Raw genomic sequence first — 23,550 nt, 5'->3', positions numbered from 1 at the left:
CTAAAACAAGATTACCTAGATGTAACTGTTGTGAAAGTTCGAACTTGGTATAATGCGAACATGGAAGCGTTTGATGTCAGAAATCTACTCGGAAACCAGCCAGAGAGCACTTTCATCCGCGCCAAGGAACTAAAAAGGACACAAACTTATGAGTACCCCCGTTTCCATCCATTGGTTCCGTCAAGATTTACGGCTTGCGGATAACCCTGCACTCACCCAAGCCGCTGAGTGTGGAAAGGTGCTACCTGTTTATATTTTGGATGATGAGAATGCGGCGCAACATCAAATGGGCAGCGCTAGCCGCTGGTGGTTACATCATTCACTGCAGGCACTGAATGAATCTTTAAGCGGCAAGCTTTGCGTTTATAAAGGTGATCCCGAAACCATTTTGAGCGATTTAGCGCAGCAACATTGCGTGCAATCTATTCACTGGAATCGTTGTTATGAGCCATGGCGTATTGCGCGTGACAAAAAGATAAAAGAAACGCTAGAAGCACAAGGTATTGAAACGAAGACCCATAATGGATCGCTCCTATGGGAACCATGGGAGATTCATAAAGCGGATGGAACGCCTTATAAAGTATTCACCCCCTTTTACCGCAGAGGGTGCTTAAATGCGACCCCACCTCGGCAGCCACTGCCTACCCCCACGCCACTGGAACTATATGAGAATGCGGCAAACAGCCGCTCGATTGACCTGCTTGACCTCCTCCCTAAAATTCGCTGGGATACACCGCTAGAGCCGCATTGGAACATTGGTGAAACCGGAGCCGTCGACAGGGTATATGCCTTTTTTGAGGAAGGATTACACCACTATAAGGAGGGACGAAATATTCCTGCCAAACCGTATGTTTCTCGCTTATCGCCTCACCTGCATTTTGGCGAGATCTCTCCTAATCAAGTCTGGCACTCAGCCATTGCACGAGGCGAAGATACAAACATTGATCATTTTTGTAGCGAACTAGGGTGGCGCGAATTTTCTTACAGCCAGCTCTATTACAATCCAGAACTTCCACGTAAAAACCTGCAATCCAAATTCGACATTTTCCCCTGGATTGAGGATGCTGAAACATTACACGCATGGCAAAAAGGCCAAACTGGTATTCCGATTGTCGATGCCGGTATGCGCGAGCTTTGGCAAACCGGCGTAATGCATAACCGAGTGCGTATGATTGTAGGCTCTTTTCTCGTAAAAAACCTCCTCTTGCACTGGCACCATGGCGAACATTGGTTCTGGGATTGTTTAGTCGATGCTGACTTAGCCAGCAATAGTGCTAGCTGGCAATGGATCGCTGGTTGTGGAGCGGATGCAGCGCCGTTTTTCCGTATTTTCAATCCCGTAACCCAAGGTAAGAGATTTGATCCGCAAGGTGAATATACCCGACAATTTGTGCCTGAATTAAGAGAATTACCCGATAAATATCTATTCAATCCGTGGGAGGCGCCCGATACGGTGCTGCAAGGCGCAAGCGTGACACTCGGAAAAACCTATCCTAACCCCATCGTGGATTTAAAAACCTCACGCAACCGCGCACTGGAAGCGTTCAAATCACTTAAGCCAATCGCAAATTAATCTCTGACCCCATATCAATTTGAATATACGACTCAACCAAATGAGCAGGACTAAAAGCTTGGAAGACTGTGCAATCCGCGCTTAAGCTTGGTATCGAGGTTATGACTACCAAGCGCATCACCGGTTAAAGCATCCAGACCGGTTGGTTGTTTATCGCGGCAATGCATTTTTTCACCTGCCACTTGCTTACACCAATCCGCAACCCCACGCTTACACGCAATGCCCGTGCGCGTGTTTACTTGGCCGACCACCATTAACTTTTCACGAAATTGTCGACACTGTTGCTGCTTTTCATTCACCGCAGTCTCGCCCATAACCATAAGGAGGGAAAGTATTTTGCTTTCAAAATCTTTCGGCTGGCTGGCCTTGCCATATTCCATCATCCAATTGAAACTATCCCAATAGAAACTGCTTTGGGTCGTCGTTAAAATGGCGCGCAAGTCTCGCTTGGTCTCCGCTGTTTGATGCCAGGCTTTCGCCACAAAAGGTTCAGCCTGCTCAGATTCAGATGCATTTTCCTTCGAAGCAGGGTTTATCGCCATTTCTGGAAAGAAAAACCAAACCAATGCAACCACCGCTAAAATTCGCCAGGTAAAATACCACCATCCCTTCAAACGGAAGGTTTCTGTAATTGTGTATTTTAGTTTTTCACGGTCCATAAGCTAAAAGGATGACTCTTTAAATACAGGAAAACCAACAATCTCGCGCACTTCGGCCAATTGCTTCTGCGCAATTTCGTGAGCCCGCTCCGTACCGTTCTGTAGGTAGCGATCAATGCTTTCAGGATCTTCCATCAACACACGCATTTTAGAGGTGAGTGGCGCAAGCTTTGCCACTGCCAAATCCGTTAACTCTTTCTTGAAATCCGAGAAAGCACTGGAAGCAAATTGTGCCTCAACTTGCGTGCGTGATGTGTCAGCAAGCGCGGCATAAATAGTAAGCAAGTTACTTGCCTCAGGCCGCTTCTCTACATCGTACGTCACGCCTTCTTCCATATCGGACTTCGCCTTACGGAACTTCTTGGCAATCGTATCTTGTGTATCCGTCAGGTCAATACGCGACATTTCTGATGCATCTGATTTACTCATCTTCTTCGTACCGTCACGCAAGCTCATCACACGCGTTGCTTCCCCCATAATGAGGGGCTCTGGCAACTCGAAATATTCCTGATCGTAAGCGCGGTTAAAGGCACCCGCAATATCGCGAGACAGTTCCAAATGCTGTTTCTGATCTTCACCCACCGGTACATGCGTCGCATTATAAGCCAGAATATCTGCTGCCATCAACACAGGATACCCATAAAGCCCAAGTGAGGCGTTATCCCGTTTCTTACCGGCTTTCTCTTTAAATTGCGTCATACGGTTAAGCCAGCCAAGCGGCGTATGACAGTTGAGAATCCACGCAAGTTCAGCATGTGCAGAAACCGCCGATTGGGGAAAGAGAATACTCTTATTCGGATCAATCCCACTCGCAATCAGAGCCGCCGCCACTTCACGAATCGAGTTGCGTAAATCATTCGGATTTTGCGCAACAGTAATCGCGTGTAAATCCATGATGCCATAAATGCACTCATAATCATCCTGCATTTTCACCCAATGGCGAATCGCTCCCAGATAGTTACCTAAATGGAGATTACCGGTGGGCTGCACGCCCGAAAATACACGTTTTTTACTCATTTAAATCTGCTCCAATTGCCTCACTTATATGGTTGAATCCGTCTTGTGCAAGCAATTGCAACAATTCACGGTTAATCCGCGCCACCAAACCCGGCCCTTGATACACCAAGGCGGTATAAAGCTGCACGAGCGATGCTCCGGCACGAATCTTCGCATAAGCATCGGAACCGCTCGCAATACCGCCCACACCAACCAGCGGAATCTTCCCATTAATCTGCTGCGCAAATAATTTCAACGTACGGTTCGATTTTGTAAAAACAGGTTTGCCGCTTAATCCACCGCTTTCGGGCCGATGGATACTCTTCAGGCTCTCCGGTCGATCAAGCGTCGTATTGCTAACAATCAAGCCATCGACCTTTTGTTCCAATACCACTTCGGCAATACGGGTAATTTGTTCTTCATCTAAGTCCGGCGCCACTTTTAACAGAATCGGTTTTGTACGTTTTTCCATCAAAGCCGCTAATAACTGGCCCAGCGCATCCTTTTCCTGCAAGTCACGCAGGCCTTGCGTATTCGGCGAAGAAATATTCACCGTCACATAATCTGCCAGCGAGCTCACCGCCTCCAAGCCTCTCACATAATCTGCCGCTGCATCGATTTGATCTTTATTCTTACCGATATTTGCGCCCAGCGGAAGGGTACGTTTTGCAGCTTGTAAATTTTGACAAAAAACTTCTAAACCGCTATTATTAAATCCTAAACGGTTAATTACCGCTTCATCTTCTATCAATCGAAATAATCGTGGCTGCGGGTTCCCCGGCTGCGCTAAGGGCGTCACCGTACCCAACTCTAAAAAGCCAAAGCCCATTTTGGAAAGGCCATTAACGGCCTCTGCATTCTTATCAAACCCAGCAGAGAGCCCAACTGGATTTGAGAATTCTAATCCGAAAAGTTTTTGCTTTAACTTTTCACTCTTATAAGTCGCACCCCCCACCCCCGCAAAACGCAGGGCTAGCTTGTGCGCACGCTCGGGCGACAACTGAAAAATCAATGGGCGAATCAGGGAATAAAAACTCATAAAGCAGCTTATGCCATTTTCTTGCAAAAAAGTGAATGATTTTAACAAATTCTCAACACTTTTGGGCTTAAGATAAGGATATGCCACTAAAGCCCAAAATATTTGATGCACGCTCGAAGCCGAACCCACAAAGCCAATCACAAGCGGCATTGCGAGCAATGGTTGAGGCTAATGTGCTGCCGACACCGGAGAATTACGAACTTTGGTACCATCATGTTGGCAATCATATGCCAGCGCTTTCCAAAGAAGTGGAAGATATGAACAAACAAGGTGTAGAATTCACCGATGAAGTCAGTCACAGCTTGCATGAAAAATACTTCTCTAAAGCATCAAACAATGAAGAAGCCGTCCAAGGTATTAACGATGCGATGAATAAATTTATGCGTATGGTTGGGAACTTCTCAACCGAAGCAAAAGCCTATAACGAAAAATTAGGCGAACAAACTGATGACCTTTCCTCAAAGATCGAAGGGGATGATAACCTTGAAGGACTATTGGGTGAAGTCGTGGGACAACTCCAAGAGATCAAACAAAGCGGCTCCGATTTTGGCTCGAAGATGAAAGAATCTCAGCAAGAAATTACGGAACTACGCCAGAACCTTGAAAAAGCAACCACGGAAGCACGTATCGACGGCCTCACCAGCCTCAATAACCGCCGTGCCTTTGACGAACTCATGCAAGAGCAAGTCGAAACAGCGACAGAAAACAAAACCGAGCTTTGCTTATTGATGATGGATATCGACTTTTTCAAGGACTTCAACGATACTTGGGGTCACCAAATTGGCGACGAAGTGCTTAAAATAGTTTCCGGCGTACTGCGCCGCACCGTACGCGGAAAAGACATCGTCTGCCGCTATGGCGGCGAAGAATTTGCCATTTTATTGCCTGAGACTCCCGCACGTGGCGCACAAATTGTCGCAGAAAGCATTCGTTCGCTCATCGCAAAAAATCGTATCCGACGCAAAAACTCAACCGAAGAAATTGGCCAAATCACCCTTTCGATTGGCGTCAGCCGCTACCATGTTAGCAGCGCTGACGAAAGCATTGCTGCCTTTATCAAACGCGCTGACAACGCCCTTTACCAAGCCAAAGAAAAGGGCCGCAACCGCGTAGAGCTGGCGCTTTAAATTCTCACTCAGTGGTTGTGGCCATGTTTTTTAAAATAATGCGCTTTATATTCTTCTGTTAAATCACGTAGAATTCCCACTGCTTTCACATCGGTGGATTGCTTGGCTTTCATCGCTGCGACGAGAATCTGGTGTAGCAAGCCAGTATGCATTGCATAAGCCTGTTTCATCTGATCACTTGCATCAGCTTTAGGTGCTTTGACACGCTGCGTCAGAAAATAAACGGACGCAATCTCCTGCACCTCTTGCGCAAGCTTCTCTTTATTGGCAGTCCATCGAGAGATCATGTGAAAGTCAGGCTTCACTTGCGCACTTAAACGATTAATCTCATTCATTGATTTTTCAATCGTATTCGCATGCCCCATAATGCTCACGAAACGCGCGCCATCATCGTACACTCCACACGGGATTTCACAATGTGCTAGCGCAGCGTTTGCACCCATCAGCCAGACCAAAACGCCGATAATAGTTATCGTAGATTTTCTGTGGACCACCATATGCTTCGACTCTCCGTTATATTAAAGGCTGCTTTTGAGCATCCATGCATTTTTACGATGCACGGTCAAACGCTCGGTCAATGCGCCGATGACGACTTCATCCTCTGCTGCTTGCGCTGCTTCTAACGCTGCTTGAACGGTTTTAGAGACAGCTAGTTGATCTGCGGCCAACTCTTTCACCATCTGTTCAGCCGAGGCATTCACATCCCCTGATGCGATCGTAGAGATCTCCTGGAACGCTTCAAAACTTCCCGGTGCTTTCTCGCCTAATCCACGAATTAATTCTGCAATCTCATCAATCGCCATCGTCAACTCGGTATAATGCTGCTCAAACAAAACATGCAAAGAGGCAAAATGCGGCCCCGTTACATTCCAGTGATAATTTTGGGTTTTTAAATAAAGCGTATAGCTATCGGCCAATACGGCTTTCAGTGATTCTGCAACGGGATTATTCATTTTGTTTTTTCCTTTTTGTTTTTCGTTCAAGCGCCACGCAGGCTTACGGCACTAACGCCGGACGAGCCTTGCTCGCCTATCCTTGAGAATCTCTCAATAACATAAACTTGCCTAATACTCTATACTTAACCAATGACTAGTGCTTGCGCGGTAGCGTTAATAACGGCGGCAATACGAATGGTTGATTGCACGCCCTGCTTGCTAATTCCAGCTTTTTCGACTTCACGAACATGTGCGTCAATGCACATACCACACCCTGTAATAGCGGATACGGCCAAGCTTTCCAGCTCAAACGTTACTTTATCAATACCGGGGTTAGCAATCACGTTCATACGCAGGTTAGCTGGCATTTTCATGTAACCGCCATCCGACACTAAATGCACGAAACGGTAATAGATATTATTCATACCCATAATGGTCGCTGCTGCTTTTGCTGCCTGTACTTCTTCTGCGGATAAACGCTCCGATGCTTCAGCCGTAACTGCCTCAATCAACTGTACGTTCTTGGTCGCACAAGCCGAGGCTAATGCGATACCTGCGATTTGATTTGCATCAAGGCCTGCAGCCCCTTCTTCACTTAATACATTACCAAGGTTCAGTTTGATATCTTTGGCATACTCACCTAATTGTGAGCGGATTTCTTTGATAGACATAATCTATATTCCTTTTTCCCCTCCTGGCCACCAGAGTCACCTCTAATGGCCAGGAGGAGGTAAAATTATTTCGTTACTTCTTCTAAATCAATCGTCTCATCGCCTTTACTCCAGTTACATGGACAGAGCTCATCGGTTTGCAATGCATCGAGCACGCGAAGCACCTCTTTGGGATTACGACCGACATTCAAATCCGTCACCATGGAGAAGCGAACGATGCCCTCTGGGTCGACAATGAAGACGGCACGCTGCGCCACACCTTCATTTTTATCTAAAATACCAAGCGCGGTTGTTAGTTCACGTTTCACATCTGCAAGCATGAGAATAGGCAACTCACGCAGCTCATCTTGGTGTTTTCTCCACGCCCAGTGAGTGAATTCACTATCGGTGCTGGCCGTCACAAGCACCGTGTCACGATCTTCAAACTCTTCGTTCAAATCACCGAAAGCCGCAATTTCCGTTGGACAAACAAAGGTGAAATCTTTGGGATAGAAAAAGATCGTCAGCCACTTTCCTTTATGGATGCTGTTATCAACATCGATAAATACATTGTCGATATTGATGTCGTCAAACGGCTTACCGTCCACCGCTTTAAGGTTAAATTCTGGGAACTGATCTCCGACTGAAATGGTCATAATATGACCTCCTATTGTGTTAATTATGATAATTATTTTCTATGCATTAAGTTATATCGATAAATATTATCATCGTATAATTGATTGTTATGATGATTATGATAGATATAAACTATAACTTATAAACACCATCATCTCGACCGACCAAGGAGAGAGGAGAGATTCCCGCATTCTGCATGAGACTTCTCCATACGCTTCACTTAGTCGAAATGACGCAAAAGGTAAGCCTTATGAATATACGAGACATGGAATATTTAGTCACAGTCGCTGACTTAAGCAGCTTTAGCCGGGCTGCTGAGCAATGCAACGTGAGTCAGCCAACACTCAGCGCGCAAATAAAGAAGCTGGAACAGACATTGCAAACCCCCATCTTTGAGCGCTCCAATAAGAAAGTAATGGTGACCGAAACTGGAGCCGAAATTATCAAAGCCGCCCGCCGTCTCCTGCATGAGGCCGAAACGATCCGCGAAATAGGCAGGTTGGCGCAAGACCCTCGCTCCGGAACCTTCCGCCTGGGCGCCTTCCCAACGCTTTCCACTTATATCTTCCCGCAACTCGTACCGCTAGTAAAAGAGGCACTCCCTAAGCTCCGCCTCATCCTCGTAGAAGATAAAACCGCCGCCCTGATAAAAAGACTCAAACGCGGCGAACTAGATGCCGCGCTCATCGCACTACCTATTACTGAGGATTCACTGGTCAGCAAGAAGCTCTTTGAGGATAAGTTCCGCCTCGCTGTACCGCTGGATCATAAACTCGCACAAGAACCGCAGGTACGCATGACTGACCTCTCACGCCACCGCCTCCTATTATTAGAAGAAGGCCATTGCCTGCGCGACCAGGCAATGGAAGTCTGTCAACTGACCGGTGCCGCTGAACAAGATTTCCGCGCGACAGGCTTAGAGACATTACGCCAAATGGTCAAAGCCGGCACCGGCATTACCCTCATGCCTGAAATTGCCATTTCAGGAGACGAGACCGGCATCCATTATCTCTCCTTTCAATCCCCCGCCCCACGCCGAGAAATCGGCCTAGTCTGGCGAAAAACCACCGCCCGCACCACGGTGATTGAAGAAATGATAGATTTGTTAGTGGCGTAACCTATGACGGCTGCTATAACAGCCTCATGCGTCGCATTCTTCTGTTCTGCCTTATTCTTTTAACGCCGCTTATGGCTGCGGCTTCGGATCCTGTGATTTTGGCTCCGTCATTGGCCATGAACTGCGCGCTAACCCCAACCATGACCGGAGCCGATGAGAGCTATCCCGGCAAAGGCAAGGTCGAAAAATCAAACAAGCTCTCGCATGCTGCAGGTAAGGCAGTCATTGCAGAGGGTGAGCGCTTATTCTTTATGGGTAAAGTCCTAGATGAACGCTGCATGCCAGTCGAAGGCGCACATATTGAACTTTGGCAAGCCAATACGAACGGCCAGTATAAATGGGCAACCAAAGGCCAGCTTATGGCACCGAGCGCCGCTTTTACGGGATCCGGCACGGCAATTACTAATAATCTCGGCGAGTTTCAGTTCGACACAATTTTCCCTGGTCCTTATGCAGATCGCGCACCCCACTTCAATGTGCGCATTACCCATCCGGATTTAGTGCCGCTAACGACGGAAATTTTCTTCCGCAATGATCGCCGCAATGTCTGGGATCCTAAAGTGAAAGGACTCGCCCCTGACCTGCGTGACCGCCTACTCGCCGTGATACATGCCAGAGAAGTTACCCCCACACCCCACGGCTTACGCGCCTATATAGAGATTGTGTTGCGTGGCAAAGAAAAGTTCTCGCAATATTAGGAGTTAATCTTCCATTGAAGATTTTTCGGTGAGGAATCCCGTAAGCTTTTCCACTTGGTTATAATTCGCGGTATAAATCACAAATTTACCTTTCTTACGAATATCAACCAGATCGCCATTCACGAGCTTAGACATATGAAATGAGAGAGTCGCAGGCGCAACCTCCATCGCTTCGCAAATTTCCGCCGCACCCATACCTTGCTTTCCGCAGGCAAGTAATTTACGGAAAACCTTCACCCGAAGATTATGTGACAGGGCGTCAAAAGCAATAACAGCATTGCGAACTTTCATGTTTTAAACTCTTCTTATTTCTATAATTATAATAATATAATAAAACTAATAATGTACTTGCAATCTAACAGTCAGAAACCTAAAAATCAACCAGAACAACACAACATAAACGACGGAGAACCTACTCATGAAAAAAATCTGTGCGACCACTTGCGCTATCGCTGTAACAGCTACTGCAATCATCGGAACCACCATGCTCACTGCGACTCCTAGCGAAGCACGTGAGCAAATCCGTATCGTTGGCTCTTCAACGGTTTACCCTTTCACAACCGTGGCAGCGGAACAATTTGGCAATAACACGGACTATAAAACGCCTATCGTAGAATCGACAGGAACCGGGGGTGGCTTCAAGCTTTTCTGTGCCGGTATTGGCGAGAAGTTCCCTGATTTCTCAAACGCATCACGTATGATTAAACAGACAGAAGTCGAGATGTGTGCTGCCAATGGTGTGAAAGAAATCGCCGAACTAAAAATCGGCTTTGATGGCATCGTGATGGCAAACTCTAAAGAGACGAAGCAATATTCACTCACGCTCAATCAGATCTTCAAAGCACTCGCGAAACAGCTTCCTCAGGAGGGCAAACTCATCGACAACCCTTACACAAGCTGGAACGATATTGATCCTACTTTACCGGCGACTAAAATTTCAGTCTACGGGCCTCCTCCCACTTCTGGCACACGTGACGCCTTTGTTGAATTGGTCATGGAAAAAGCATGTAAAGATTTGCCCGAATTCAAAGCAGCGTTCCCCGATAAAAAAGCCCGCAAGAAAGCCTGCCACCTCCTACGCGAAGATGGCGCTTATATTGAAGCCGGCGAGAATGATAACGTGATCGTACAGAAGCTCAAAGCCAATGCGGACGCTCTTGGTATTTTCGGTTTCAGTTTCCTTGAAGAGAATAGCTCCGCACTTCAAGGCAGCTTAGTTGATAATGTCAGTCCAAGCTTCGACAATATTTCTAGCGGCAAATACCCTGTCTCTCGGTCGCTCTTTGTCTATGCAAAAGCAGCGCATGCGAAAGTGATCAAAGGCATGAAAGAATTTACCGCTGAACTTACCAGCAGCGAAGCCATTGGCGACGAAGGTTACTTGCTTGAGAAGGGACTAATCCCCCTCACTGAGATCGAACTTACGAAAACGCAAACAAACGGAAAATCGGTTCAATAAACAAAATTAGGCGGTGTAGATTCCATCATTTACACCGCCTTCTTATCTTAAAACCCCAGATTGTTATAAATGCAGGAACGTAGAAAATGAAAAATTTACTTATCTCCACTTCTATTATCGCCGCACTGGCAACGGCTCACCCAGCGCTTGCAAGTGATTCTGAAATCGAAACCCTTCGCGCGCAAATGCAGCAAATGCAGCAGCAACTTGAAATGATGCAAAATAAGCTGGATGCGCAAGAAGACAAATTAGCGACGCAAAAAACAAAAACCACCAAGGTCGAAAAAATGGCTGCCGCGAAAGCAGAAAAATCAGGCAGCAACTATAAAATCTCATTCAAGCCCAGCCCGAAGATTGAATCAACGGACGGTCAATTCTCGTTCCAACCCTTTGGCCGCGCTCACTTGGATTACACTGCCTTTAATGATGATATTAAAGACCACCCAAGCAACGGAAACTTCCGCCGCGCACGCTTAGGCTTCAAAGGTAAATTTGCTAAAGATTTCAACTATAAATTTGAAATGGACTTCGCCAAAGAAGCCGTAAACTTTAAAGAAATTAGCCTCACTTATGGGGGCTTTGAAACGGCGGATCTAAAACTCGGTCACTTCAAGCCATCCCTCGGCCTAGAAGAGAATACCAGCTCTAACTATATCCAATTTATGGAACGATCAAACGCCAGCAATGCTTTCGCACGTGACGAAGAAATCGGTGCCGCCGTGCTCAGCGGTGGCGATAACTGGTCTTTCGCACTTGGTGGCTTTACGGGTGATGCCGGTAATACGTCTACCAACGACGATGAAGCTTACTCTTTCGATGCCCGCGGCAGCTTCGCCCCCATTGCCGAAAAAGGCAAAACCCTCCATGTGGGGATCGGTGCTAGCTACCGCGCAGGTGCTGACACAACAAGCTTCAAAGCCAAAGAATCAGGCATCGGCGATAGTTTAGTTTCCACCGGGACCATCACTGGCGTCGATAACACGGTGGTGCTCGGTGCAGAGCTTGCGGGTGTTTACAATAGCTTCTCAGCCCAAGCAGAATACTTCCGTGCAGATGTAAGCCGTGATGCTTCAACCGATGCTGGTTTCGATGGCTACGCCGTACAAGCAGGTTATTTGCTAACGGGTGAGTCGCGCCCTTACAGCGCCAAATCAGGTACCTTCAAACGTGTTAAGCCGAATGAGCCATTCTCTTTGAGCCAAGGCGGTATCGGCGCATGGGAAATCCTCGCACGCTATGAGAACCTAGACTTGAACGATAGCGGCGCCGGCATCCTCGGCGGCGAGCTAGATGCAACGACCGTAGGCCTGAATTGGTATCTAAATAATAACAGCCGCGTGATGTTCAACTTTATCGATGTGGATACGGATTCCAATGCAGTCGTGGGTAATGACTCTCCCCAAATCTACTCTGCCCGCGCCGCTTGGGATTTCTAAACGAACATAAATACTATTATCGACACTCTTTAGCCCACTCATGTTTATCATGGGTGGGCTAAGTTTTATCCCCTCACAATCCTCAGTGACACAAGGCCAACTCTCAATCTTCATCAAACTGTCACACTACTCATAAGCAATTTGGCTATAGTTAAAGGGTCCTTTCGCCCTCTTTTTAGCGGATCCTTAATTTTTATTTAGTCACCAAAATCACTTAATTCTTTATACCGTGTATGCGAAAGAGAGCGTTAAGGACATTAACCTTATTATTTAACTCTTAATTAAAAACTTCAATCATGAAGCAAAGCTTTAATGTCTTAATTCTTTTTGCCTTGGTTTTCTCCCTTACGGGCTGCGGAAAATACCTAACGGTACCAGCAGATCAGTACGAGAAAACCACTTCCCAGTCCGCACCGAAGTGGATGAACAAATTAGTAGATGTACAAGTCAACTTTAACGTCTTTCTGCTAACCCTAAAAGACAAAGCTGAGTTCTACCCAGACCTTAACTATTGGTTGGCCACTTACACACGACCACACCCCAATGCTAAAAAAGCGGCAAAGGGGAAAACAGTCGAAGTCTGGATTATCTACTTTCCGAAAAATAATTCAGGAACCTTAGCTGGGTATCCTTTCTTATTACTGGATGGGGCTATTCATTGCGTAAACACATCGGCTTATGCCCCCGATAACTGTTTCAAAACTATGGCCGTCGAATAGCCATAGGGTAGCTCGTTCCAAAGGGAACAAAAGAAATTCTCCATATCGGCATTACGCCCGGTATGGAGATTTCTTTTTTCTAGTCTTCTCTGAAGGCGTGGCTGAAGCTTTGGCGCAGCGGATCTAGCAGGTAATTAAACATGCTGCGTGACTCTGTGACCAAGAACACCTCCGTCGGCATACCCGGATAGAGCGACACCCCTTCAATCAAATCGAGATACTCTTTGCCAATGGTAAGGCGCGCTGAATAATAATTCTCACCTGTCATCTCATCCAAGAACGCATCCGGCGATACTGACTCGACCGTGGCCATAATGGTTGGCAAATAACGCGTACGATATGGCACCAGCACGATTTTGGCTGATTGCCCGACAAACACACTATCAATATCCTGCAGCTGTACCCGCGCCTCAACGACGAGAGCATCATCTTGCGGCACAATTTCCATCAGCACTTCACCCGGACTGATCACCTGACCAATGTTACTGGCAGTTAAGCCCGTTATCACGCCTGATTGCGCCGCACGAATCAATGTACGGCCTAGAACATCGCCCAGTTCTTTGCGTTGCTCGCGCAAGTTTTGCAACTCTTCGCTCGCTTGCTGTAGCTCTTCCACCACTGTTTTTTGGTAGAGATTGACCACATTCTCATATTCGATCTCTTTGGATTTAATCTCTTCTTTGAGATTCTGGAGCTGCGTTTCTGCCTGCCCTAATTGCGTTTTCTGATCGGTCTCCTGCATTTGCAGCGTGAGATACTGATCCTGCGAGAAAAGCTTGTCGCGCTTCAATTTTCTAGCAATTTGCAAACGATCACGTAAGAGCTTCAACTGCTCTTTTGAATTTACGCCTTGTTTCTTCACCCCCGAAACATCATTTTTCAATTGTTGAATCTGTTGGTTCAACGTACGGCGCTGCAGATTCACTTCATTGCGACGATAGGTGATAATTTCAAGCTGCTGTTTACGCAATTCTGGAATTTTCTTAGCGACCTCTTTACTCACTTTTGGCCAATCAAAGATTAGTTTCGGCTTATTATCACGCTCCGTAATCAAACGGGTTACCTGCGCAAGCATCGCCAATAAATTATGTTCAATCGTTAGGTGACGAGACTTTGCTTGCGTATCCATCATATCAACAAGGGGCTCATTCACCGCAACCGTTTGGCCTTCTTTCACGTGAATAGCAGCGATAATACCGCCTTCTAAATGTTGCACCTTTTTACGGTTACCTGAGACGATGACTTTACCGCTTGCCACCGCGGCACCCTCCAATGGAGCAAGCCACCCCCACGTTATACTCACTGCCACAAAGACGAGAACAATCAGCCACCCAGCACGATAAAATGGCGCAATCTCTTTGCCTAAATTCAGGCTCATTTCAGCATTGTCAGATTTTAAGCTGAGAAAGGTTTTTAGGCGGTCACCTGACTTGCTTAAAAGATCTTTTGAATTTGGGGTTTCACTCATGATGAAGCCGCCTTTGCCTTACCTTGAAGCTTAGGCAGTATTTCTTCGCGCGTACCAAATTCAACCAATCGACCACTCTTCACAATAAGCACATGACTCGCATGCTTTAACGCGCCACTACGATGCGAAATAATAATCGTCGTAATGCCAGCCTCGCGTGCTTTCACGAGCGTTTTATTGAGGTCACGATCACCATGTAAATCAAGGTTCGCATTTGGTTCATCCATCACCACCAGCGACGGCATATTATAGAAGGCACGCGCTAAGGCGACACGCTGTTTCTGCCCTGCCGAAAGCGGATAGTCCAACACCGGCGTATCATAGCCCATCGGCAGATGTAAAATCGTATCATGTGCTTCTGCAAATTGTGCTGCCTCCACCACTTTGGCGGGATCATAGTCGGTCGTCATACGCGCGATATTGTCTGCCACTGTTCCCTGAATGAACCCGACATCCTGCGATAAATAACCAAAATAAGGCCCGGCATAATTACGATCCATCTGGTGAATATCCGCGCCGCCTAAACGCACGTAACCTGCGGTCAGCGGAAGATAACCTACCAGCACTTTACTCAAGGTTGTTTTACCCGCACCGGAAGAGCCAATAACCGCAAGCGTGCTCGCCTCTGGCAAACTGAAGGTGATATTATCCAAAATCGGATCTTTGCCCCCTTTAGGAATGTAAAATACACCGCGCACTTCCATGTTACTGGCAGGTTTAGGCAGAGGAAGTCCCTGCTTCGCTTTAGGCGCTTCCTTCATAAACGTATCGAGACTCTTAACGCCCTCACTCACCTGTAATACTGACTTCCAGAGGTTTAACGCCGCATCAAACGGCTGCAAGGCCTTACCCATCAGGATAGAACCTGCGATAATCGCCCCCATCGTCATTTCATTTTCAAGCGCGAGGTACGTCCCCGTTCCCATCACGCCAATCTGCAAAGTATAACGGATCGTTTTCGTCACATGGCCAAGCACGAGGTTCCGCTCATTGCCCGTACAGTTCTTGTCGTAAGAGGGGACCGCAATCTCTCTCCAACGCGACAGGAGCGATTCACGCATCCCCATCACATAAGCAGTTTCCATCGCCTGATCGCTATTGCCAATAAAACGCTGACTCTTTTGGAAATGTCCTTGGCCTTCCTTAAACACGTCGCGCGTCATCCGATGGTTGAGGATGGCCAGCGCCAACAGAAGCAACCCGCCAAATAAAGCAATACTGCCGATCAAAGGGTGAATCATAAAGAGAATGGCCATAAAGATCATCGCCCAAGGCGCATCCAGCATCGTGTTAAGCGAGAAGGCCATAAACTGCTCTAATTGCTGCAAGGTTTGCTGCAAACGCACGCCCTCCATCGAGCTATGCGCCCGTGAATGCTCAATCGTTCCGCCAAATACTTGCGGCGCCATCTCATAACGCACCCAACGCCCCGTACGCGTCGCAATCAGGCTGCGCATGCTCTGAATTGCACCCCAAGTGAGCAAGCAAACCACCGCAATGATCGACATAAATAAAAGCGTCGCCAAGCTACCACTACTAATCACCCGATCAAGCACCTGCAGCGTATAAAGCGGCACGATAAGAATTAGCAAGTTACTGAAAAGGCTAAATATTAATAACGAGAAGATAGGCTTCTTCAACGCCACAAACGCATCTTTTATCTCTGGGGAGAGTTCTGTATCCTGCTGTGCTTCTGCCATAGCCTTTAGTTTAAGCCTGAAATGTTTAAGCGAAAGGTAAAATCAAAAAATTCTCAACTCACCCCCGAAACCGCCATGAGACTGTCACTCAAGCGTCATCATCCTGTAACACAAAATTGCTCGGATGATAGGAATAGAAAAACCAAAAGGCAAGAAGTAGAAGAATGACTGAAAGCGCAGACATTATTGCTCTTAAGCATGGCATTGAGGCCCTAAAATCCTCGATGAACGCGCGAATAACCAGAGTAAAGGCAACCAGTTAGGAGGCTAATCCCCACCATAACGCCAACAACAATGCCGGCGCCTGTGCGACAACGATCATCGCTGGTATCGGTTTTTTAATGCCTAACACACGGCTCACTAACAACAAAGTCGCGCCTACACCGATAAAAACCAACATCGTATGCGCATTCAACCATGCGCCTGTCGCGGCGAGCAGCCATATCCATTTTGGCAATACATAAACATCTTTCGGCGGCGACTTTCGTTCGATCATCGCATATAATAAGAGCGCCCCAAACAGGCCAAAAAAGATCCCCATCAAACCATCTACCAACAGGTTACCTTGTAGAATTTGGAAAATAAGCCCCGCCGCCAACAAGATCACCGTGACATTTGATGAAACATAATCATCATCCCACGCCATCATGGCAGAAATTTGCAGTAACATCGCCGCGAAGCCCATCAACAAGAACATGTCACCAAAGCCAAAAGCAATGTAGCAGAGCCCAATATAAGGCATATAGAGTAGCTCTAACAGGAAGTAACTGCACGGCACTTGCGCGCCACAATTACGGCACTTCCCTCCGGTCAGCGCCCAAGAAAAAACAGGGAATAAATCACGCGGAGTTAACTTCACATCGCAATCACCACAATAAGGTTCGCGGCCAAATGGCGTTTCTTGACGCGGCAAACGATAGGAAAAGTTACTGGCATAACTAGAAGCCGCCCATCCCATTACCAAGGCCCAAATGAGCCCTGCATACCAAAACGGGCTTGCCGAAAATAGGGGAATATCAAACATTAGTTTTCGATCTGCGCCGTTGGATCAATCAACTGATCAAGGAAACGTCCTTGGAATAAAGAGAGCCCCAACGCCTGCCCGTAATCCACCGCCTCGCGGTTATCACAGCGACATAGAATCACACGATTCGCGCCGCATTTTTTGATGGCCGCAGATAGTTCTTTATTATCTTTAGAGTTCAGATCACTTTCAATATCAGCATTCCAAAGCAACTTCATCAAATCGAAGCCAAGCTTTGAGCGATCCACCTGGGTAAAAGTAAGCGGCGTTAACCCGTCCAAACACACGCGATAGCCCATTTTCTGAACCATCTCACGCGCCGTCATAAAACTAGCCATATCGCCGAAGACATCTTCGAGTTGAATTTCAATCACAATGGAAACTTTAGTCGAAGGCTTTATCGCCTTATCAAACTCCACAAATGTATCCGACAGTAGCGTATCGACATTCAGGTTAAGGCTAATGGGCTTCTCTAAATAACGCCCGGTACCACGACGAATCATGTCTAACATTCGCAAGTCGAGAATCTGGGTTAAATATTTAAACAGAGCGCGATTGCCGAAGAAATTGGCTTCGGTTCCCAGCATCTGGCGCAAATGCTGAATGTTGATGTAAAACTCATCATAAACCTGACGCACCGTCATATCCGGCACAGCGGCACAAATCGGCTGACGACGTAATAGACGGCTCAAATCGGCTTTTTCTAACTGACGTTCAATACTTGCCAACATATGCGGCGTAAACCCAGTCTCCACAGAAGTCGCGGGCATATCTTCGGTAATGCGCTCATCACGATCTTTTTGCTGCGTTCTAATTTTACGGCTCATACAAGCACGCGCCATCATATCGAACTCGGCATATTGCTTGCTTAAGTCAAAGATATCGCAAAAAGCAGGATTCTCCTCACCCTCGATACCGTAGGCCAACGGGTCATCCGCAAATAGATACCGTAGCTGGAAGATTACTTTATCTAACTGAACTTTCGTGACCGCCTTAGCCGCCACTATCAAGGTAAAGTCTCCCAACACAAAGATGCCACCTTGATTTTCACGCATCAGATCCATAATCAAATTGACGGCAATCTTGATTTGATAATTACTGCGATAATGCTCTTGAAGTTGTGAGAAATGGAAATGCAGAACGCGCCAATGCGTTGCCTCATGCTCAATGCTTTCAGCAAGTTCGGTGAGTTTTATCTCGGCATCTTTGGTCGCAGTAAACATATCTAATGACTATAAAACATATTTATTAAGGATTCACCAATAAGCGTTCCGCAGCGGTCTTTGCAATGAACGATTCTAGTGACTGCGTATCTAAACTACGTCCCACTTCATTCAATGGGCCTACAAATACTAAGCGAATATCGGGCGGGTTTTGCGCTTGGAGCGCCGTTAAGAACACGGAAATGGCAACATTAACCTTCCAATCCATTAAATTGATCTGTCCTTTAACCCCTCCGTTACCTATCGGTGTAGCAATACGCATCATCGGTGTACGCAGATAACCACCATCAATATTCATATTTCCCTGGACGGTATTAATTTTGGTCTCTCCTCCGCGATTGGCAAACTTAACCAGCGTCTCGATATCTTTAACCGTACGCACTGCATTGGCCGCACGCACCATATTTGCCAAATTAAAACCGATCACTTTTAAACCACTACCAGCAAAGGCCAAACTCCCCTTCATATTCTGAATTGCAGAATGAGGGTTCACCCCTGTTGTCGAAAACTGACCACGTAAATTTGCATTACCATATAGGTTTGAGAATAGATCCGTCACCCCGTGCAGTTTAGCAAAATCAAACCCATTCAAACTGACATTACCTGAAATTGTGGGCAATTTTGCAATCAGCATTTTACCATGGCCGGTTAGTTTTCCACCCCAAGCACCCACCGTAAAATCATTAAGTCGCACTGCACTATTGTCAATCAGTAGCTTCCCACTCATATCCGTTAAATCATATTCAGCATGCTTCACCGCCCCAACACGGAAAGTGAGATCCACATCCATATCGCCAAGCCCTAGAATGTTAAATTCTTTTCGCGACCATAGGCCATTTCCTTCACGCCAGAACAACGCATCTTTATCAAATGCTTCGCCAAAAAATTCTTCGCTGTCAAAGCGATCTAACTGCAAATGCGCAGAGAATTTCGGCTTACCCTTTTTCGGGAACGTGAAGTGAGTTAAACCTTTAATAAAGCTACCATTATAAGGCATCTCTATTTCCTCAAGTGCAAAAAGTTGACGATTTAAAATCAAGCGTAAATTCGCCGTCTCACGCTTCTTTCCATCCAGAAAGGCATCCACAAAATTAAGCTTCAAATTAAACCATGAATTCTGAGCAGATTTCATCATACCCTGCATCCACGCGAAAAGTTTATCACGATCAAACTCCTCTGGCACTTGCTCACTATCGCTTACATCAGCATTCTCTTCACCCCTCACCTGAGCAGAGCGGAGCTCATCAAGATCCACATTCGTAAAACGAAACGCTCCCTCATAACGATAACCAAGCGCGCTAGCCGGTTGACTATTGGTTGCTACCAATGATGATTTAGCCGCCTTCAAGCGCTGGCGAACGAGCGTGCCTAGCCACTGCATTTTCTCAACACGCATCAACCCTTCAGATAATCGCATCACTTCAGGGTTAACAAACAGATTTGCCTTCCCTCGAAAACGCTTCAAACTTTCCGGGAAAGCAATCACGGCTTCCGTTTCATTTTTTAATAAAGGCTGGAAGGTTTTTGCAAATTCCTGCCCGGCAACATCCGCCGCCCCTTTAAAGGCAAGTCCATCATAGCTTCCCTCGACCTTACCTTTTAAAATAAACTGGCCATTACCTGGCAATTTTCCGCTTAATTGCGCGACATCAATCACCGAATTATCAAGTTTTGCTGCAAGCTGAAGGTTTGAAATATCCAAGCCCTTAAACATCGCCTGTTCACTCTTTAGTGAAATGGTCATTTTTACTCCGCTAGGCAAAGAGGAGGCTTTATCTTCAGGTAACTCAATCCGGTAGCCGTCAATATTTTCTGCCTGAGAGCTGTCCGCGATAAACTCATCAAGCACCCCACGTTCCAACAATTTATCAATGGAAAATGCCTTGAGTTCAATCTGTGCATTCATCTCAGGATTGGCACCCATCAGGCCGATTGCCTGCGCCGTCCCTTCGATCGCGCCACCACCCAGCACAACGTCTGATAGCGTTAAACGCTTACCACGCAGCTTTAAGGCACTTGAGAAGTTAAATGGAAACGCATCCTCTGGGGCCATCGTCTCGGGTGCTTTTTTACCTGAAACAAGGAAGACTTCCAGCAAATGCCCGAGATCCGTGCTTTCCAACTTCTGCTCCCCTGTAAAGCCAGTCCCCTCCTCTAACGTGCCTTTGAGATGGTAAGTTGAAGAAGAATTATTAACCCGAATCTCTCGCTCAGTACCTGAAATCGTGGCTGAAAATTTGAACATATCGCGAGCGAGTTTAAAGTAACCTTGCGCCACATAATCTTGCGCCGAACTAAAATCAAAACTAGCCGAAAGTTTATCAAATGTAATATCGCGCTTATCGGTTAAGTTTGAATAGTGCAGTATGCTATCGACAAAATGAATTTGCTGTAACAGCGCAATGGCCTGATTCGATTCTTGCTCCGGCTCAGGTAAATCCCAACTGTGAGTCTTATCGGCAAAGGTTTCAAACTCGATTTTTGGATCAAAGAACGTAACGCTCACCACCAAATCACCGAAGATAGACCCTAAAGACGGAATAACGCGCACCATTCCCGACGTTAACATGCTTGGATGGCGGGCTTTCGCATGGTTTTTGATTTGCACATTATTTAAGGTCAGTCGCGGGGTAGGCATCAGTGAAAATTGCTGATGATCCGTCGCAGTTACTTCTGCGCCCAAATGCTGCGAGAGCGCAGCCAATGTCTTTTTACGAATATCATCAGCTGAAAAGACCATCGTTAACACGGCATACCACACCACATAGAGCACCAACAGCGCTCCACCTACTCCAATGAGCAGTTTTTTACTTGGCAAATTAATCGCGGATTTTTTCATATATGAATATGACTTATAAAGAGTAAGATGTTGTCACGCAAAGCTTGATTCTATCTTATACACAAACCATAACGTTTTTATGACAGTCACACGCCTCAAACTCGCCGGCCACGCCCTACAGGGCGAAGTCACCATTCCAGGTGATAAATCCATTTCTCACCGAAGCTTTATTCTCGCCAGCCATGGACAAGGCGAAACACGCATTAAAGGCTTACTGACAAGCGCCGATGTGATGGCCACCGCCACCGCGATTGGCAAATGGGGTATCAAGATTGAGAAACAAGGCGAGGATTGGCTTGTACAAGGCAAAGGGCTCGGCGGGCTCACCGCCAGTAGCGACGTGATTGATTGCGGCAATAGCGGCACCAGCGCACGCCTGCTGATGGGCTTAGCCGCCGCTTATGATTTCACCAGCTTCTTCACCGGCGACGCGAGCTTACGCAAACGCCCAATGAAACGCGTCGTCACCCCCTTATCCGAGATGGGCGCAAAATTCACCGCCTCCGAGAACAACACCTTCCCGCTCGCCATTACCGGCGGCAAATTAAATGCAATTGAATATACATTGCCCATAGCGTCAGCTCAGGTAAAATCAGCAATCTTGCTCGCAGGCTTAAACACTAAAGGCACGACCACCGTTATTGAGCCCACCCCAAGCCGCGATCATACGGAGAAGATGTTCAATTTCTTCGACTGGAAATGCGAGACGCAGGAAACGCCAGACGGCGGACGCAAAATCACCTTTGAGGGGCAACAGGAAACCACTAAGAAAAATCGCGAGATTATCGTTCCGGGCGATCCTTCCTCTGCGGCCTTCCCAATGGTCGCTGCACTCATCACTAAAGGTTCCGAAGTCACGTTGAAAAATATCGGCATGAACCCACTTCGCACCGGTCTTTTCACCACCCTGCAGGAAATGGGTGCAGAGTTGCATATACATAATGAGCGTGATGCCGGTGGCGAGCAAGTCGTCGATATTACCGTAAAAGGCAGTCAGTTAAACGCCATCGATGTACCAGCCAACCGCGCACCTTCAATGATTGACGAATATCCAATCCTTTGTATCGCCGCCGCATTTGCCAAGGGCACCTCGCGCTTTCGCGGATTACATGAACTGCGCGTCAAGGAATCCGATCGCCTCACCACCATGCATCAAGGCTTGACTGCTTGCGGCGTCAAAGCCGAGATTGAGGGCGACGACCTCATCATCACTGGCGGTACCGTTCAAGGCGGCGCCACGATTGATAGCCAACACGACCACCGTATCGCCATGTCATTCCTTATTATGGGATTACAGAGCGAGAACCGCATTAAAGTCAGCGGTATCGATACCATCGCCACCAGCTTCCCGAATTTCTTTGAACTCATGGAAAGCCTCGGCGCAACCCAACCGCCAAAACCTGCGGATATTGTTTCCACCCTACCTAGCCAACGCCTCGTTATCGCCATTGATGGCCCTGCGGCCAGCGGCAAAGGCACCTTAGCGCGCCGCCTCGCCAACGAACTTGGCTTGAAATATCTGGATACAGGCAGCTTATACCGCGCCGTCGGCATGAAACTGGTTTATGCTGGCCTCAAACCGGAAGATGCACCCGCAGCTCTACATGCCGCCAATAATATCGAGTTGCAAGACCTTCGCAACCCGCGCTTACGCCAAGAGCATGTTGGCCGCGCCGCCAGCATCGTCTCCGCCATGCCAGAAGTACGAGCCTCACTGCTAGACTTCCAACGCAAAGTCGCCGCTGATGATCGTGGCGCCGTACTCGATGGTCGCGATATTGGCACCGTGGTTTGCCCTGAGGCAGATTTCAAATTTTTCGTCACCGCCAATGTTGAAACTCGCGCGGCACGTCGCCACCGCGAACTTTCTGGCCAAGGCATCACTGTCATTTTTGAATCCGTACTAGAAGACCTAGTCGAGCGCGACGAACGCGATAGCAAGCGCAAAGCCGCACCACTCAAAGCAGCAGATGACGCGACCCAGCTAGATACCTCAACGCTAGATGCTGACGGCGTATTTGCCCAAGTGCTAGATATTATCGAACAGAAGCTGGCAGCGTAAATCTTCACACGATTGTCACACAACGCACGCGCTATAGCGCTATAGTATTCAGGATATTTTTTAACTTAAACTTAGGGGCTGACACCTAACATTTAAATTGTTAGGAGTTATTGATGTATATAAAGCATTGTAAGTTATCGAGAAATAAGCAGTTAGAGTTGATAAAATATTTCATTGCGGGTTCTACGGC

General features: G+C 47.1%; 21 protein-coding genes. 8 read left to right on the top strand and 13 right to left on the bottom strand.

Annotated features, from left to right (window positions below; all coding sequences use genetic code 11):
• Nucleotides 1–148 precede the first annotated feature (148 nt).
• Nucleotides 149–1,573: a deoxyribodipyrimidine photo-lyase gene (locus P8P30_04920; protein MDG1286890.1), complete on the top strand. Its 1,425-nt coding sequence runs from the start codon at nucleotides 149–151 to the stop codon at nucleotides 1,571–1,573.
• Between the two features lie 50 nt (nucleotides 1,574–1,623).
• Here P8P30_04920 and P8P30_04915 read toward each other — a convergent pair whose 3' ends face one another.
• The 3 genes from P8P30_04915 to P8P30_04905 are packed head-to-tail and all read right to left on the bottom strand — an operon-like array spanning nucleotide 1,624 to nucleotide 4,267.
• The gene (locus P8P30_04915) at nucleotides 1,624–2,232 is read right to left on the bottom strand and encodes a hypothetical protein (GenBank protein ID MDG1286889.1); all 609 of its coding nucleotides are present in this window, start codon (nucleotides 2,230–2,232) and stop codon (nucleotides 1,624–1,626) included.
• Nucleotides 2,233–2,235: 3 nt separating this feature from the next.
• The gene (gene trpS / locus P8P30_04910; protein ID MDG1286888.1) at nucleotides 2,236–3,249 is read right to left on the bottom strand and encodes a tryptophan--tRNA ligase; all 1,014 of its coding nucleotides are present in this window, start codon (nucleotides 3,247–3,249) and stop codon (nucleotides 2,236–2,238) included.
• On the bottom strand, nucleotides 3,242–4,267 hold the full coding sequence (locus P8P30_04905; protein MDG1286887.1) for a quinone-dependent dihydroorotate dehydrogenase: 1,026 nt from the start codon (nucleotides 4,265–4,267) through the stop codon (nucleotides 3,242–3,244). The genes trpS and P8P30_04905 overlap by 8 nt, the downstream gene beginning before the upstream one ends.
• A gap of 80 nt (nucleotides 4,268–4,347) precedes the next feature.
• Between P8P30_04905 and P8P30_04900 the strand changes: the two genes are divergently transcribed.
• Complete coding sequence (locus P8P30_04900; protein ID MDG1286886.1) at nucleotides 4,348–5,394, top strand: diguanylate cyclase; 1,047 nt, start codon at nucleotides 4,348–4,350, stop codon at nucleotides 5,392–5,394.
• 8 nt (nucleotides 5,395–5,402) lie between these two features.
• Here P8P30_04900 and P8P30_04895 read toward each other — a convergent pair whose 3' ends face one another.
• The 4 genes from P8P30_04895 to P8P30_04880 form a co-directional block, all read right to left on the bottom strand.
• Nucleotides 5,403–5,891 carry a superoxide dismutase [Ni] gene (locus tag P8P30_04895; protein MDG1286885.1) on the bottom strand — a complete coding sequence of 163 codons (489 nt, stop codon included), beginning with the start codon at nucleotides 5,889–5,891 and terminating at the stop codon, nucleotides 5,403–5,405.
• Nucleotides 5,892–5,912: 21 nt separating this feature from the next.
• Complete coding sequence (locus P8P30_04890; GenBank protein MDG1286884.1) at nucleotides 5,913–6,347, bottom strand: DNA starvation/stationary phase protection protein; 435 nt, start codon at nucleotides 6,345–6,347, stop codon at nucleotides 5,913–5,915.
• Between the two features lie 125 nt (nucleotides 6,348–6,472).
• Entirely contained in the window at nucleotides 6,473–7,000 is a 528-nt protein-coding gene (locus tag P8P30_04885) for a carboxymuconolactone decarboxylase family protein (GenBank protein ID MDG1286883.1), read from the bottom strand.
• A gap of 65 nt (nucleotides 7,001–7,065) precedes the next feature.
• A complete protein-coding gene (locus tag P8P30_04880) occupies nucleotides 7,066–7,635 on the bottom strand; it encodes a peroxiredoxin (GenBank protein MDG1286882.1) in 570 nt (189 codons plus the stop codon).
• A gap of 230 nt (nucleotides 7,636–7,865) precedes the next feature.
• Here P8P30_04880 and P8P30_04875 point away from each other — a divergent pair, with 230 nt between their 5' ends.
• A complete protein-coding gene (locus P8P30_04875; protein MDG1286881.1) occupies nucleotides 7,866–8,732 on the top strand; it encodes a LysR substrate-binding domain-containing protein in 867 nt (288 codons plus the stop codon).
• Nucleotides 8,733–8,758: 26 nt separating this feature from the next.
• Nucleotides 8,759–9,430, top strand: a complete 672-nt coding sequence (locus P8P30_04870; GenBank protein ID MDG1286880.1) for a hypothetical protein — start codon at nucleotides 8,759–8,761, stop codon at nucleotides 9,428–9,430.
• 3 nt (nucleotides 9,431–9,433) lie between these two features.
• Here P8P30_04870 and P8P30_04865 read toward each other — a convergent pair whose 3' ends face one another.
• Nucleotides 9,434–9,721, bottom strand: coding sequence for a metalloregulator ArsR/SmtB family transcription factor (locus tag P8P30_04865; GenBank protein ID MDG1286879.1), 288 nt, complete (start codon nucleotides 9,719–9,721; stop codon nucleotides 9,434–9,436).
• A gap of 127 nt (nucleotides 9,722–9,848) precedes the next feature.
• On the opposite strand from P8P30_04865, the gene P8P30_04860 reads away from it, so the two are divergent.
• The 3 genes from P8P30_04860 (at nucleotide 9,849) to P8P30_04850 (ending at nucleotide 13,044) form a co-directional block, all read left to right on the top strand.
• Complete coding sequence (locus P8P30_04860; GenBank protein ID MDG1286878.1) at nucleotides 9,849–10,889, top strand: PstS family phosphate ABC transporter substrate-binding protein; 1,041 nt, start codon at nucleotides 9,849–9,851, stop codon at nucleotides 10,887–10,889.
• Nucleotides 10,890–10,975: 86 nt separating this feature from the next.
• Complete coding sequence (locus P8P30_04855; protein ID MDG1286877.1) at nucleotides 10,976–12,325, top strand: porin; 1,350 nt, start codon at nucleotides 10,976–10,978, stop codon at nucleotides 12,323–12,325.
• 296 nt (nucleotides 12,326–12,621) lie between these two features.
• Nucleotides 12,622–13,044, top strand: a complete 423-nt coding sequence (locus tag P8P30_04850) for a hypothetical protein (protein ID MDG1286876.1) — start codon at nucleotides 12,622–12,624, stop codon at nucleotides 13,042–13,044.
• Between the two features lie 79 nt (nucleotides 13,045–13,123).
• Here the strand turns inward: P8P30_04850 and P8P30_04845 are convergent, their stop codons facing one another.
• From P8P30_04845 to P8P30_04825, 5 genes are all read right to left on the bottom strand, one after another.
• Nucleotides 13,124–14,512, bottom strand: coding sequence for an HlyD family type I secretion periplasmic adaptor subunit (locus tag P8P30_04845; GenBank protein MDG1286875.1), 1,389 nt, complete (start codon nucleotides 14,510–14,512; stop codon nucleotides 13,124–13,126).
• On the bottom strand, nucleotides 14,509–16,212 hold the full coding sequence (locus tag P8P30_04840; GenBank protein ID MDG1286874.1) for a type I secretion system permease/ATPase: 1,704 nt from the start codon (nucleotides 16,210–16,212) through the stop codon (nucleotides 14,509–14,511). Before P8P30_04840 ends, P8P30_04845 begins: the two co-directional genes overlap by 4 nt.
• 259 nt (nucleotides 16,213–16,471) lie before the next feature.
• Nucleotides 16,472–17,236, bottom strand: coding sequence for a prepilin peptidase (locus P8P30_04835; protein ID MDG1286873.1), 765 nt, complete (start codon nucleotides 17,234–17,236; stop codon nucleotides 16,472–16,474).
• Nucleotides 17,236–18,459 carry a hypothetical protein gene (locus P8P30_04830; protein ID MDG1286872.1) on the bottom strand — a complete coding sequence of 408 codons (1,224 nt, stop codon included), beginning with the start codon at nucleotides 18,457–18,459 and terminating at the stop codon, nucleotides 17,236–17,238. The genes P8P30_04835 and P8P30_04830 overlap by 1 nt, the downstream gene beginning before the upstream one ends.
• A gap of 25 nt (nucleotides 18,460–18,484) precedes the next feature.
• The gene (locus tag P8P30_04825; protein MDG1286871.1) at nucleotides 18,485–21,298 is read right to left on the bottom strand and encodes an AsmA family protein; all 2,814 of its coding nucleotides are present in this window, start codon (nucleotides 21,296–21,298) and stop codon (nucleotides 18,485–18,487) included.
• A gap of 79 nt (nucleotides 21,299–21,377) precedes the next feature.
• On the opposite strand from P8P30_04825, the gene aroA reads away from it, so the two are divergent.
• Nucleotides 21,378–23,360, top strand: a complete 1,983-nt coding sequence (gene aroA, locus P8P30_04820; protein ID MDG1286870.1) for a 3-phosphoshikimate 1-carboxyvinyltransferase — start codon at nucleotides 21,378–21,380, stop codon at nucleotides 23,358–23,360.
• Nucleotides 23,361–23,550: the final 190 nt, after the last annotated feature.

The sequence above is a fragment of the Rickettsiales bacterium genome (assembly GCA_029252805.1).
Classification (GTDB): Bacteria; Pseudomonadota; Alphaproteobacteria; order Rickettsiales; family JALZUV01; genus JALZUV01.
The sequence above is the reverse complement of the archived record's forward strand: the minus strand, read 5'-3'. Positions and strand labels throughout refer to the sequence as shown.

Excerpts from the sequence above, each read along its gene's own strand:
- P8P30_04920 (MDG1286890.1), top strand. The coding sequence starts at position 149 with ATGAGTACCCCCGTTTCCATCCATTGGTTCCGTCAAGATTTACGGCTT.
- P8P30_04915 (MDG1286889.1), bottom strand. The coding sequence starts at position 2,232 with ATGGACCGTGAAAAACTAAAATACACAATTACAGAAACCTTCCGTTTG.
- trpS (MDG1286888.1), bottom strand. The coding sequence starts at position 3,249 with ATGAGTAAAAAACGTGTATTTTCGGGCGTGCAGCCCACCGGTAATCTC.
- P8P30_04905 (MDG1286887.1), bottom strand. The coding sequence starts at position 4,267 with ATGAGTTTTTATTCCCTGATTCGCCCATTGATTTTTCAGTTGTCGCCC.
- P8P30_04900 (MDG1286886.1), top strand. The coding sequence starts at position 4,348 with ATGCCACTAAAGCCCAAAATATTTGATGCACGCTCGAAGCCGAACCCA.
- P8P30_04895 (MDG1286885.1), bottom strand. The coding sequence starts at position 5,891 with ATGGTGGTCCACAGAAAATCTACGATAACTATTATCGGCGTTTTGGTC.
- P8P30_04890 (MDG1286884.1), bottom strand. The coding sequence starts at position 6,347 with ATGAATAATCCCGTTGCAGAATCACTGAAAGCCGTATTGGCCGATAGC.
- P8P30_04885 (MDG1286883.1), bottom strand. The coding sequence starts at position 7,000 with ATGTCTATCAAAGAAATCCGCTCACAATTAGGTGAGTATGCCAAAGAT.
- P8P30_04880 (MDG1286882.1), bottom strand. The coding sequence starts at position 7,635 with ATGACCATTTCAGTCGGAGATCAGTTCCCAGAATTTAACCTTAAAGCG.
- P8P30_04875 (MDG1286881.1), top strand. The coding sequence starts at position 7,866 with ATGAATATACGAGACATGGAATATTTAGTCACAGTCGCTGACTTAAGC.
- P8P30_04870 (MDG1286880.1), top strand. The coding sequence starts at position 8,759 with ATGCGTCGCATTCTTCTGTTCTGCCTTATTCTTTTAACGCCGCTTATG.
- P8P30_04865 (MDG1286879.1), bottom strand. The coding sequence starts at position 9,721 with ATGAAAGTTCGCAATGCTGTTATTGCTTTTGACGCCCTGTCACATAAT.
- P8P30_04860 (MDG1286878.1), top strand. The coding sequence starts at position 9,849 with ATGAAAAAAATCTGTGCGACCACTTGCGCTATCGCTGTAACAGCTACT.
- P8P30_04855 (MDG1286877.1), top strand. The coding sequence starts at position 10,976 with ATGAAAAATTTACTTATCTCCACTTCTATTATCGCCGCACTGGCAACG.
- P8P30_04850 (MDG1286876.1), top strand. The coding sequence starts at position 12,622 with ATGAAGCAAAGCTTTAATGTCTTAATTCTTTTTGCCTTGGTTTTCTCC.
- P8P30_04845 (MDG1286875.1), bottom strand. The coding sequence starts at position 14,512 with ATGAGTGAAACCCCAAATTCAAAAGATCTTTTAAGCAAGTCAGGTGAC.
- P8P30_04840 (MDG1286874.1), bottom strand. The coding sequence starts at position 16,212 with ATGGCAGAAGCACAGCAGGATACAGAACTCTCCCCAGAGATAAAAGAT.
- P8P30_04835 (MDG1286873.1), bottom strand. The coding sequence starts at position 17,236 with ATGTTTGATATTCCCCTATTTTCGGCAAGCCCGTTTTGGTATGCAGGG.
- P8P30_04830 (MDG1286872.1), bottom strand. The coding sequence starts at position 18,459 with ATGTTTACTGCGACCAAAGATGCCGAGATAAAACTCACCGAACTTGCT.
- P8P30_04825 (MDG1286871.1), bottom strand. The coding sequence starts at position 21,298 with ATGAAAAAATCCGCGATTAATTTGCCAAGTAAAAAACTGCTCATTGGA.
- aroA (MDG1286870.1), top strand. The coding sequence starts at position 21,378 with ATGACAGTCACACGCCTCAAACTCGCCGGCCACGCCCTACAGGGCGAA.